At 70.1% G+C, this 12,919-nt stretch carries 8 protein-coding genes; all 8 read right to left on the bottom strand.

What is annotated here, in order from left to right; genetic code table 11:
* Window positions 1-11: 11 nt before the first annotated feature.
* On the bottom strand, window positions 12-1,157 hold the full coding sequence (locus WS78_RS28330) for an NHL repeat-containing protein (protein ID WP_059579974.1): 1,146 nt from the start codon (window positions 1,155-1,157) through the stop codon (window positions 12-14).
* 76 nt (window positions 1,158-1,233) lie between these two features.
* On the bottom strand, window positions 1,234-2,682 hold the full coding sequence (locus tag WS78_RS28325) for a carbohydrate porin (protein ID WP_059579971.1): 1,449 nt from the start codon (window positions 2,680-2,682) through the stop codon (window positions 1,234-1,236).
* A gap of 650 nt (window positions 2,683-3,332) precedes the next feature.
* Entirely contained in the window at window positions 3,333-4,850 is a 1,518-nt protein-coding gene (locus tag WS78_RS28320; protein WP_059579968.1) for an MFS transporter, read from the bottom strand.
* Between the two features lie 564 nt (window positions 4,851-5,414).
* Window positions 5,415-6,707 (bottom strand): MFS transporter, encoded by a 1,293-nt coding sequence (locus WS78_RS28315; protein WP_038750921.1) that lies wholly within the window; start codon window positions 6,705-6,707, stop codon window positions 5,415-5,417.
* Between the two features lie 314 nt (window positions 6,708-7,021).
* Entirely contained in the window at window positions 7,022-8,053 is a 1,032-nt protein-coding gene (locus WS78_RS28310; RefSeq protein ID WP_059579964.1) for an Ldh family oxidoreductase, read from the bottom strand.
* Window positions 8,046-9,638, bottom strand: a complete 1,593-nt coding sequence (locus tag WS78_RS28305) for an aldehyde dehydrogenase (NADP(+)) (RefSeq protein ID WP_059579960.1) — start codon at window positions 9,636-9,638, stop codon at window positions 8,046-8,048. The genes WS78_RS28310 and WS78_RS28305 overlap by 8 nt, the downstream gene beginning before the upstream one ends.
* Window positions 9,639-9,714: 76 nt before the next feature.
* The gene (locus WS78_RS28300) at window positions 9,715-11,340 is read right to left on the bottom strand and encodes an APC family permease (protein ID WP_038750924.1); all 1,626 of its coding nucleotides are present in this window, start codon (window positions 11,338-11,340) and stop codon (window positions 9,715-9,717) included.
* 529 nt (window positions 11,341-11,869) lie between these two features.
* Complete coding sequence (locus WS78_RS28295; protein WP_059579956.1) at window positions 11,870-12,790, bottom strand: dihydrodipicolinate synthase family protein; 921 nt, start codon at window positions 12,788-12,790, stop codon at window positions 11,870-11,872.
* Window positions 12,791-12,919: the final 129 nt, after the last annotated feature.

Raw genomic sequence — 12,919 nt, 5'->3', positions numbered from 1 at the left:
GATCGCCTTCGTCACTTTGCGAGCATCAGGGTGTTCACGTCGTCCTCGACGTAATAGAAGCCGTCGCCCGCCGGGGTCATCGCGATCCCGAACAGGTCGCCGTTGCCGGGCGGCGATTGCGCCTTGTCGGTGTCGATCCAGCGCGCGTAAAGCTGCTTGCCCGCCGCCGGATCGATCTCGACGACTTGGCCGTTCAGCGCGTTGGTCGCGAGCAGGTGGCCGTTCGGCGCGGTCGCGAGCGCGAGCGGGCGGCGCAGGAAGCCGTCCGCCGTCACCTGGCGGCCGACGCCCGCGCTCGTGTCGCGCGTCAATGGATCGTCGATCTCGACGATCCGGTTGCCGATCGCGTCGGATACGTACAGCTTCGTTTGGTCGCCGGACAGCGCGAGCCCGGTCGGGCCGACGAGGAACACGCCCTTGTCGGCCTGCGCGCCGAGGCCGCTCGCGACCACCGTTTCCCGCTTGATCACGGGCGGCTTGCCGTCGGCGATCGCGAGATCGAGGCGCAGCACGGTCGCCTGCTTGTAGACGGGCGGGCTGCCGTCGGCGCCGCCGACGCCGAAGCCCGCCATGCTGACGAACAGCGTCGCGCTGTCGCCGCGGTCGACGACGGCCATGTTGCCCCACGGGTCGTTGATGTTCGGGCTCGACCACGCCGACGCGACCTTGCCGTGCGGATCGAGCACGATCAGGCAGCCGGCGCCTTTCGTGTTGGTGGTGCCGTCGTTGCTCGGCGTGCTGCCGACGATCACCCAGCCGGATTTCAGCATCGTCATCGCGGCCGACAGGCCGACGCCGCCCGGGCATTCCTTCAGGTCGCGCGCAATCGCGGCGAACACGCTCATCTGCTTCGTCGACGGGCGATAGTCGACGATCGTCGAGCCCGTGCCCTGCAGGTTCGCCGCGTTGTTGAAGTTGTCGACGAGCACGTCGCCTTGCTGGATCGCGCCGGCCGACACCGGCGCGACGGCGATCGCGTACGGGTTCTGGTCGCCGTTCTCGGGCACGGTGTTGACGAGCGTCGTGTGGCGATGCAGCGTCTCGAGGAAGCCTTGCGGCTGCGCGTGCGCGGCCGCGGCCGCCGTGAGCGCGACGAGCGCCGCGGCGAACGCCTGCGCGGCGCGGCGCGCGCGCGGCGAGGACAGGGCGGTGGGCATGGGGCGATTCTCCTTGCTGATGAGGCGGCGGCGTGGCCGTCGCGGATACGAACGAAACCGGAATCTTTCGGCGTGCTCAGAACGTGACGTTGGTGCGCAGCCCGACGACGAACGTGTTGTGCAGCGGCTGCGTCGGATCGCTCGGGTTTTGGCCCGCGCCGGCGTTGAACGTGTATTGCGCGTCCGCTTGCAGTTGCCACCACGGCGTGACCTGGTACTGGTACGTCGCCTCGAGCGTCGTCTCGCTCGTGCGCACGCCGTACGGCCCGCCCGTGAAGTTCGCGAAGTTTTCGTCGAGCGCGCGCGCGTGCGAGCCGACCTTGACGTACGTGAGCGCGAGCCCGACGCTGTCGTTGTCGCGGCCCTCGAACGGCGCCTTCAGCACGACGCCCGCGTTGGCCGCGACGCTGACGAGATTGCGGTCGCCGGGCGCGGCCATCACGCGCGCGAACACGCCGAGGCTCTTCGCGCCCGTCGGGTCGGGCCGCCAGACCATCTGGTCGGCGACCGCGTAGAAGCTGTAGTCGCCGTGATGCGCGCGCGCGACGCCGCTTGTCGCCGGATTCGCGAGCGACAGGCCGGTGTTGTCGGTTTGCTGATCGGCGAAGCGGCCGTTGTGATACCAGAGGCCGATCTTGTAGGTGCCGGGCAGCGCGTTCGACGGCCCCGTGTCCATCTGACCGTCGGCCGGCTGGTTGAGTGCGTACTGCAGCTCGCCGATGAAGAGCGTGCCGTTGTGCAGGTTGAAATTGGTGCCGCTCAGGTTGCTCGGATTGTTGCCGAGCGGATCGCCGTCGAACACGCCGGCGAGCGCCGTCAGCGAAGGCGTGATGCGCCCGCGCACGCGCACGCCGAGCGACGAGAGCGGATACGCGGGGCCGCCGTTGGGCAGATCGTACGACGGCAACGCGGGCCAGCCGAACATCGTGTTGACGAACGTCGCGGCGTACTGGCTGACGATGAATTCCTGATCGAGGCTCTGCTGGCCGATTTTCACGTCGACGCGCTGATCGAGGAACGATTGCTGGTACCACAGCTCCCAGAGCCGCGTCGTGTCCTGCGCCTCGATGCCGCTCGCGGTGTTCAGCGTGCCGAGGTTGTACTGGCTCAGGTTGCGGCCGTGAATCTGCAGCGCGCTCGCGTTGAACGTGCCGCCCGGCAGGCCGAACGCCTTTTGCGTGTCGACGGTGACGGCCGCGGTCGTGAGGCCGTCGTAGGTGCCGCCGCGCAGGTTCGCCAGATATTCGCTCGTCTCCTGCAGGCTGAACGTGACGCCGTACTTGCCGAGCCACGGCCGCAGGCCGCCGATGTCGCCGAGCAGGTTCTGGCGCGTCCAGACGCCCGTCCATTGCGTTGCCGGTTGCGCGTGGATCGCGAGGTCGGCTTCGGGCGCTTCCGGCTGCGCGTCGGGCGACGCGGCGGCGAAAGCGGCCGAACTGAATAGCCATGCGCAGGCGAGCGTCGCGCGGCCGAAGGCATGGTGACGATCGCGGGGCGATCGTTCGGGGAGCGGCGCGAATTGCATTGAAGTCTCTTCCTCTTGTCGCGCGATCGCGGTGTCCGGATGCGCGCGTTGATCGTTGGCGAAACGCGCAAACGGCGCGATGCGGGCGCATCGTATGCAGGCCGGAATAGGCTGTCAATACAAATGAGAATGATTCGCATATATATTACCGTTCGTAATCTCGAGGATTACGAACGATCGGATTTCGCGTCGCGTGAGAAGGGAAAACGCAATGATTGGCGTAATGAAATCGTCGGCGCGAGCCGGGGCGAGCGGTGCTGCGAGGGTTGGCCGCGGGATCGCGCGGCGCGGGCGGAAACGGTCTGATCGGTCGCGCGAATGGAAACCGGCGGGCGGCTGGCCGGGGCGCGCGACCGACGGCGCGGCGGGCGCGGTCGGAACGCGACCGGCTAAGGACTAACGACTAAGGACTAACGACTAACGACTAACGGCGACCGAGCCCCGGCCCCGGCCCCGGCCCCGGCCCCGGCCTCGAACTCCGAACTCCGAACTCCGAACTCCGAACTCCGAACTCCGAACTCCGAACTCCGAACTCCGAACTCCGAACTCCGAACCTCGAACCTCGAACCTCGAACCCCGAACCCCGAACCCCGAACCCCGAACCCCGAACCCCGAACCCCGGCCCCGAACCCCTTGCCGCCCGAACGTCGTCAACGCGCGTTCGCGCTTGCGGGCTTCGCCGACGCCGCCGGATGCGGCGCGCCGCGCACGGCGCTCGCCATCGCCGCGGCGGCGACGAAGAGGGCGGCCGACACGCACGCCGACGCGTGCAGCCCCGGCACGATCTGCGCCGGCAGCGCGCCGCTCGCGAGCGCGCCGAACGCGGCGACGCCGATCGCGCCGCCCGCCTGCCGCGCGGCGTTGAGCACCGCCGACGCGGTCGCGGCGCGCGAGCGCTCGACCGACGCGAGCACCGTCGTCGTCATCGCAGGCACCGCGAGCCCCATGCCGCCCGGAATCAGCAGGAACGGCACGACGAGCGCCACGGTCGGCGTGTCGGCGCGTACGAGGCTCAGCAGCGCGAACCCGGTCGCGCCGATCAGCGCGCCGACGATCATCGGCCGGCGCGCGCCGTAATGCGCGGTCGCCCAGCCGCTCGCGACGTTCGACAGCAGGAAGCCGCCCGTGAGCGGCAGGAACGCGAGCCCCGCCTCGAGCGGCGAGTCGTGCCGCACGCGCTGCAGATACAGGCTCAGCACGAAGATGATGCCGTAGTACGACAGATTCATGCAGACGCCGAACAGCACGGCGACGCTGAACGTGCGCTGCTTGAACAGCGCGAGCGGCATCATCGGATGCGCGCTGCGCGACTCGACGAACACGAACGCGGCGGCGGCCGCGAGCGCGACGGCGACGAGCGCCGGACGCCAGTCGATCACCGCGCCGGTGAAGAGCGTCAGCGCGAAGACGGCGAGACATTGGCTGGGAAGATCGACGCCGCGCGGGCGGGCGGCGGCGGCGCGCACTGCGGCATTCGCGCGGGACGCGTTCGCGCTTGCCGTCGCGTCGGTCGTCGTCGCCTCGGCCGGACGGCCCGCGCCTGAATCGTCGCGGCCGGCTGCCGCCGCCCGCGCGCCGTCCTCGCCGATCCACAGGAACGTTGCAACGAGCCCCGCGGCGCACAGCGGCAGATTGACGAAAAAGATGCTGCGCCAGCCGAACTGCGCGATCAGCAGGCCGCCGATCACGGGGCCCGCCGCGATCGAGATCGCGCCCGACGCGGTCCACCAGCCGACCGCGCGCGCCCGCAGCCGCGGATCGTGCGCGCACGCATGGTTGAGGAGCGCAAGCGAGTTCGGCAGCATCGCGGCCGCCGCGAGCCCTTGCAGCGCGCGTGCGGCGATCAGCGTGCCCGCGTTCGCGGCGACGCCGCAGACGAACGACGCGAGCGCGAAGAGCGCGAGCCCGGTCGCGAACAGCCGGCGCGCGCCGAAGCGGTCGCCGAGCGCGCCGGCGGACAACATCAGCCCGGCGACCGCGAGCGTGTACGCGTCGACGATCCATTGCAGGCCCGCGACGCTCGTGCGCAGATCGGCGCCGATGCGCGCGAGCGCGACGTTGACGATCGTGACGTCGAGCTGCGTGATGACGAAGCCCGCGCTCACGGTCGAGACGATGCGCACGAGCGCGGCGCGGGAAAGGGCGGGGTGGGGAATGTGCGTGTCCATGCGTGCATCGTAGTGCCGTGCGATGGGGCGACGTTGCGAGCTCTTCTGAAATGTCGAATGCGGTGCGGGCGGCGAGCCGGGCGCGTGCGGCGGCGTTCGCGCGCACGCGCGGAGGATTGCGGCGATTCGCTGCGTGCGGCGGCGCGAGCGGCGAACGTCGAGCGGCGGCGGAGCGCAGGCCGGGCGGCGCGGAAACTGAAAGGCGGGAACCGAAGAAGCAGAACCGAAGAAGCAGAACCGAAGAAGCAGAACCGAAGAAGCAGAACCGAAGAAGCAGAACCGAAGAAGCAGAACCGAAGAAGCAGAACCGAAGAAGCAGAACCGAAGAAGCAGAACCGAAGAAGCAGAACCGAAGAAGCAGAACCGAAGAAGCAGAACCGAAGAAGCAGAACCGAAGAAGCGGGGTCGGAGGGTGCGAGGCGCGAGGCGTCGCGGCGCCATCGATGCGACGGATTCGCCGGATTCGACGGCGCCGGCCGGTCCGCCCGCCGGCGCGACAGCGAATCGCGCAGTCCGGCAAGCGTGCGTGCGTGCGGCCCTTCGCCGCCCGCACGCGTTCATGCGTTACTCGGCGTCCTTCGCGAACATCACCGCGACCGCGCCGAGCGCGCAGACCGCCGCGACATAAAGCGCCGGCGCGAGCGGATTCGATTTCATCATCAACGACACGATCACCGGCGTAAGCCCGCCGAACACCGCGTACGCGACGTTGTACGAGAACGAGATGCCCGAGAAGCGCACGACGGCCGGAAAGCTCTTGACCATCACGGTCGGCACCGCGCCGATCGTGCCGACGGCGAAGCCCGCGAGCGCGTAGAGCGGCACGAGGCGCGTCGCGTCGACGGCGAGCTGCGAGAACATCGCGTAGAAGCACGCCGCGATCGCGATGCCGCCGATCGACAGCACCGCCTTCGCGCCGAAGCGGTCCGCGAGCGTGCCGGCGGTGATGCAGCCGGCCGTCAGGCACAGCGTCGCGACGCTGGTCGCGAACAGCGCGGTCGCGGGCGCGACGTGGAACTGCTTTTGCAACAGCGTCGGCGTCATCAGGATCACGACGACGATCGCGGCCGACAGCATCCACGTGAGCAGCATCGACACGATCACCGCGCGGCCGTGGTCGCGGATCACCGCCTTCAGCGGGATCTCGGCCGCGAGCGTCTTGCGCGCCTTCATCTCGGCGAACACGGGCGTCTCGTGCAGCCAGCGGCGCAGATAGACGGAGAAAAGGCCGAACACGCCGCCGAGCAGGAACGGAATGCGCCACGCGAACGCGCCGACTTCGGCCGCCGAGAAGCGGCTGTTGACCGCCGTCGCGACGAGCGAGCCGAGCAGGATGCCGACCGTGAGGCCCGACGTGAGCGTGCCGCACGCGTAGCCGATGCGCTGCGGCGGCACGTGCTCGGACACGAACACCCATGCGCCCGGCACTTCGCCGCCGACCGCCGCGCCTTGCAGCACGCGGAACAGCAGCAGCGCGATCGGCGCGAGCAGGCCGACGCTGTCGTAAGTCGGCAGCAGGCCCATCAGCAGCGTCGGCACCGACATCAGCAGCACGCTCAGCGTGAACATCCGCTTGCGGCCGACGAGGTCGCCGAAGTGCGCCATCACGATGCCGCCGAGCGGCCGCGCGAGATAGCCGGCCGCGAAGATGCCGAACGTCTGCAACTGGCGCAGCCAGTCGGGGATGTCGTGCGGAAAGAACAACTGGCCGATCGCGGGCGCGAAGAACACGAAGATGATGAAATCGTAGAACTCCAGCGCGCCGCCCAACGCGGCGAGGCTCAGGGTCTTGTAGTCGCGGCGCGTGAGGGCGCGCGGCGCGGCGCTCGGCGCGGCGCTCAGTTCGGATGCGGGCATGGTCGGGGCGATCTTGGTTCGAATGGTTGTGTACCGCGCGGCAAACCGAGCCGGGCGGCGGGCCTCGTCGTCGGACTGACGGTGCAACGCGCGGGTTGGCGCACGGGACACGAACCGCGCGGCGGCCGGTAGGGGCCGCGCGGAGACGAACGTGACGCAGTGCCGGCGATTCTACAGGACTGACGAATGCCCGACGGCGCGGCCGGCATCGTGGAAATCGTCAATTGCCGACGGGCGGGCAACGATGCGTGGGGGCGCGCCGCCCGCTTGCGCGGCCGCGCATGCGGGCGGCGTTCGGCTTCGCCGCCGATAGGTCAATCGAGCAGCGCGAGGATCTCGTCGTGGAGCCGGGCGGAAATCCGCACGCCGTTCGCGACGCTGCGCGCGCGGGCGTCGAAGCGCCGCTGCGACGGCAGCCGCGCGCCCTGCGCGACGATCGCGTCGAGCATCCGCTCGCCGCGCGCGAGGCCGGCTTCGAGATCGTCGCCGAGAAACACCTTCGGATCGAGCGCGATCACGAGCTCGCCATGGCACGGCGTCGCGCCGACGCCCTCGTCGAACGCCATCGATTCGGCGCTCGTCATGTCGCCGATCAGCGCGCCGCCGAGCAGCTCGATCATCGCCGCGAGCGCCGAGCCCTTGTGCCCGCCGAACGTGCGCATCGCGCCTTGCAGCGCGGCTCGCGGATCGGTGGTCGGCGCGCCGTTCGCGTCGATCGCCCAGTGCGGCGGAATCGGCTTGCCTTCTTTCGCGTGCAGCTCGATGTCGCCGCGCGCGATCGCGCTCGTCGCGAAATCGAACACGAACGGCAGGCCGCCCGGGCGCGGCCACGCGAACGCGAGCGGGTTCGTGCCGAACACCGGCTTCGCGCCGCCTTCCGGCGCGACCCAGCTGTGGCTCGGGTTCATCGCGATGCCGGCGAGGCCGTGCGCGGCGATCGCCTCCACTTCGGGCCACAGCGCGGAGAAGTGGTAGCAGCGGTTGATCGCCATCGCGGCGATGCCGTGCCGCCGCGCCATCTCGACGAGCACGGGCAGGCCGGTCTCGAACGCGAGCAGCGAGAAGCCGCGATGCGCGTCGACGGACACGATCGACGACGAAAGCCGGCGCAGCGTCGGCACCGCCTGCGGATCGACCTTGCCGTGGCGCAGCGAGCGCACGCAGACGAGCAGCCGGTAGACGCCGTGCGAATGGCATTCGTCGCGCTGGCCCTGCGTGACGACGTTCGCGATCGCGCGGGCGTGCGCGTCGGACAGCCCGTGGCGCGCGAGCACGCGCCGCGCGAGCGCGTGCACTTCGTCGAGCGACAGCACGACGTCTTGCGCGAGGCGCCGAGGATCAGTCATCGCGCGGCTCCCGCTGCGCGATCACGCCGTCGATGCGCCGCGCGATGCGCAGCGGATTGTCGTCGCGCAGCGCGTCGGGCAGCAGCGCGGCGGGCACGTCCTGGTACGACACCGGCCGCAGGAAGCGCTCGATCGCGCGCGCGCCGACCGACGTCGTGCGCGTGTCCGACGTCGCCGGGAACGGCCCGCCGTGCACCATCGCATGGCCGACCTCGACGCCCGTGCCGAAGCCGTTCACGAGGATGCGGCCGGCGCGGCGCTCGAGCGTCGGCAGCAGCTTCGCGAACAGCGGCGCGTCGCCGTCGGCGAGATGCGCGGCGATCGTCAACTGGCCTTCGAGCGACTTCAGCACCCGATGCAGCGTGTCGACGTCCGCGCAACGCACGATCAGCGACGCGGGGCCGAACACTTCGTCGCGCAGCTCGGCGTGCGTCATGAACGCGTGCGCCGTCGTCGCGAACAGCGCGGCGCGCGCCTGATGGCGATCGCCCGCGGGGCCTTCGCCGAGCCGCTCGACCGCGTCGTGCGACGAGAGCCGCGCGACGCCTTCGCCATAGCTCGCATGGATGTGCGGCGTGAGCATCGTCGCGGGCGCGGCCGCGTCGACGGCGGCCGCGGCCGCGGCCTCGAACGCGCGCAGCGCCGGGCCGTCGAGCGCGAGGATCAGCCCCGGATTCGTGCAGAACTGCCCCGCGCCGAGCGTGAGCGACGCGACGAACTGCCGCGCGATCGCATCGTGTCGCGCGGCGAGCGCATCGGGCAGCAGCAGCACCGGATTGATCGAGCTCATCTCCGCGTAGACCGGAATCGGCTCGTGCCGCGCGGCCGCGATGTGCATCAGCGCGACGCCGCCGCGCCGCGAGCCGGTGAAGCCGACCGCCTTGACGCGCGGATCGGCGACGAGCGCCTGGCCGATCTCGCGCGACGCGTCGAACAGCAGCGAGAACACGCCGGCCGGCAGCGCGCACTCGCGCGCGGCCGCCTGGATCGCGCGGCCGACGAGCTCGGACGTGCCCGGATGCGCGGAATGCGCCTTGACGATCACCGGGCACCCGGCCGCGAGCGCGGATGCGGTGTCGCCGCCCGCGACCGAGAACGCGAGCGGAAAGTTCGACGCGCCGAACACGGCGACGGGCCCGATTGCGACGTTGCGCAGCCGCAGGTCGACGCGCGGCAGCGGCAAGCGGTCCGGGCGCGCGGGGTCGATGCGCGCATCGAGAAAACCGCCGTCGCGCACGAGCGCGGCGAACAGCCCGAGCTGGCCGATGGTGCGCGCGCGCTCGCCCTCGATGCGCGCGCGCGGCAATCCCGATTCGGCGACGCAGCGCTCGATCAGCGCGTCGCCGAGCGCGCCGATGTGGCGGCCGATCGCGTCGAGAAACGCGGCGCGCGCGTCGAGCGGGGTCTCGCGATACGCGTCGAACGCATCGTCCGCGAGCGCGCACGCGGTTTCCAGATCGCGCAGGCTCGCGCCGCCGAACGCGGGTTCGAGCGGCGCGCCGCTCGCGGCGTCGATCGCGAGAAACGAGCCGTTCTGCCCGAACGCCTCGGATTGACCGATCAAAAGCTGGCCTGTGAGTCGCATGGTTCTCCTCGAAAAAGTGCAGGCCGGGCGTTGCCTGCCCGGCCGATGAAAAAGCGGATGCGGCCGGGGCCGCGCGTCAGTTCTCGTCGTCGTCGAGCTGCAGCTTCGCGGCCGGCACGCCGGTATGCGCGCCCCAGTAATAGATGACGAGCGCGGCGGCGGCGACGACGACGGTGTCGTACGGATGCGCGAGCTGCCCGGTGCCGCCGAAGCCGCCGAAATACGACGCGACGATCATCAGCGCGTAGAACGCGATCAGCCACAGCGACGAGCGAACCTGCTCGGCGAGGCTCAGGTGCGCGGTCGGCACCCAGCGGCGGCACGCGAGATAGATGACGAACATCGCGATCTGCAGCCCGAGCAGCCAGGACACGGTGCTCCAGCCCGACCAGTAGACGATCAGCGCGGCGATCACGAACGACGCGGGCCCGGTGATCGCGAACGCGCTCGCGCGGAACGGCCGCGGCAGCTCGGGCGCGGTGCGGCGCAGCGCGGCGACCGACACGGGCGCGACCGCGTAGCTCAGCACGAGCGCGGCCGACACGGTGTTGATGAGCGCCTCCCACGACGGGAACGGCAGCGTCCAGAAGATCGCGAGCGCGAACGTGAGCCACAGCCCGGCGCGCGGAATGCCGGAGGCCTCGTCGACGCGCGTGAACACCTTGAAGAAGGTGCCCGTCTTCGCCCAGCCGTAGACGACGCGCGGCGTCGCGTTCATGTAGATGTTGCCGCAGCCGGAGGGCGAGATCATCGCGTCGGCCACGACCATGTACGCGAGCCAGCCGACGCCCAGCGCGAGCGCGATGTCGCGATACGGCAGCGAGAACGCGCGGCTCACGTCGTGCCAGCCGAGCGCGAGCATCGCGGTCGGGATGCTGCCCAGAAACGCGAGCTGCAGCAGCACGTAGATCAGCGTCGACAGCACGATCGACAGGATCAGCGCGATCGGGATCGTGCGCTGCGGATTGCGCACCTCGCTCGCGACCGACACGATCGGCGTGAGGCCGAGATACGCGAAGATGATGCCGCCCGCCGACACGGCCATCTCGATGCCGGGCATGCCGAACGGCGCGAAACCGTGGATCGTCAGGTTCGCGGGCTTGAAGAACGCGAACAGCACGCCGATCACCGACAGCGGCACGACGAACTTGAACACGCTGATCACGTTGTTCGCCTTCGCGAACGTCTTCACGCTCGAATAGTTCAGGTAGAAGAAGAAACAGAGGAGGCCCACCTGCACGAGCCAGCCGAGCGTCGTCGGCTCGCCCGAGCCCGCGGCCGTCAGGCCCGGAAACCACGCGGCCGCATACTGCCGCGCGGCCACGACTTCGATCGCGATCAGGCTCGAGAACGCGATCAGCGTGATCGCGCCCATCAGATAGCCGAGCAGCGGGCCGTGCGAGAACACCGGATAGCGGACGACGCCGCCCGCGCGCGGCAGCGCGGCGCCGAGCTCGCAGTAGACGATGCCGAGCAGCAGCACCGCGAAGCCGCCGAGCAGCCACGAGAGGATGCCGGCCGGGCCCGCGATCGTCGACACGTGGCTCGCGGCGAACAGCCACCCCGAGCCGAAGATCGCGCCGAGGCCGATGAACGTCAGGTCGGTGAGCGACAACTGTTTCTTGAACTTGCCGTGGCCGGCATCGGGAGCGGCGGGCCGTGCGAGCGGCACGGATCGTTGGGCGTTGCCTTGAGCGGGCATGGGCTTGTCTCCTTGATTTTTGATGGGCTTGCTTCGAGCGGCGGCCGGGGCGTGGCGGCTCGTGTGCGGCGGCGGCCGCGGTCGTTGCTGCGGTTGCAGTTACTTGCAGTTGCAGCTGCGGCTGCGGCTGCGGTTGCGGTTGCGGTTGCGACTGCGACTGCGACTGCGACTGCGACTGCGACTGCGGTTGCGGTTGCGGTTGCGGTTGCGACTACGACTACGACTACGACTGAGGGTGCCGTTGCGGTGAGCGGGGCGGCCCGCGCGGCGATGCCGTTCGCGTCGACCGGGTCGTTTGCGTCGTTTGTGCCGGTTCGGTCGTCCGGCACGGCTGCGGCGTGCCGGATCGCGCGGGCGCCGTACCGTCGCGGTTTCGCGCGCGGTGCGGCCGCAGCGCGTAACGGAAAGCCGGCGCGCGGGCTGCGCGCCGCGCCGCGCGAACGGCGGAGGGCGCGCGGCGGCGCGACCGCGACCGCGCACCGACGCGTCCCGCGCCGGCCGCCGCGGGCGTGCGACGCGCGCGCGTCGATCAGAGGCCGACGTCCGGCAGCGTCGGACGCGTTTCGAGCGCCTTCACGACGATCGCCTTCACCTGCGCGAGCGCGTCGCCTTGCAGCGGGAGGCGCGGCGCACGCGTGAGCGCGCTGCCTCGGCCGACCAGCTCTTCGCACAGCTTGATGCACTGCACGAGGTCCGGCCGTGCGTCGAGGTGCAACAGCGGCATGAACCAGCGGTACAGCGCGAGCGCTTCGTCGAAGCGCTTCTGCTTCGCGAGGCGGAACAGCGTCTCGCCTTCCTTCGGGAACGCGTTCGACATGCCCGACACCCAGCCTTCGGCGCCCACGGCGATGCTCTCGACCACCACGTCGTCGAGCCCCGCGAACAGCACGAAGCGCTCGCCGACGGCGTTGCGCAGGTCGATGAAGCGGCGCGTGTCGCCCGACGAATCCTTGAAGCAGACGATGTTCTCGCAGTCCTGCAGCGCGATCAGCACGTCGGGCGTCACGTCGTTCTTGTAGATCGGCGGATTGTTGTAGACCATCACCGGCAGGTCGGTGCCCTTCGCGACCGCGCGAAAGTGCGCGGCCGTCTCGTGCGGCTTGGCCGAATAGACGAGCGCGGGCATCACCATCACGCCGTCGACGCCGACGCGCTGCGCCTCGCGCACCGTGTTGCGCGCGAACTCGGTCGTGAACTCGGCGATGCCGGCGATCACCGGCACCTTGCCGCCCGCCGCGTCGCGCGCGGCCTCGATCACCTGGAGCTTTTCCGACGTGGACAACGACGTGTTCTCGCCGACCGTGCCGCAGACGACGAGGCCCGACACGCCGTCGTTCACCAGGTTCTTCACGACGCGGTGCGTCGCGTCGACGTCGAGAGAGAAGTCCGGCTTGAACTGGGTGCTGACGGCAGGGAAGACCCCGCTCCATTGAATGGCGTTACGGCTCACTGAATATCTCCTACGTTCGAATGGGGGCCGACGGGCGTCGTCGGTGCGTGAACCAGTATCGCCGCCGAAAAGCCGCGAGGCTTGAGCCTTTTCCAACCGTGAAAAGATGAAATCGGCACAATCGGGGCG

Source organism: Burkholderia savannae, from assembly GCF_001524445.2.
GTDB lineage: Bacteria > Pseudomonadota > Gammaproteobacteria > Burkholderiales > Burkholderiaceae > Burkholderia > Burkholderia savannae.
The sequence above is the reverse complement of the archived record's forward strand: the minus strand, read 5'-3'. Positions and strand labels throughout refer to the sequence as shown.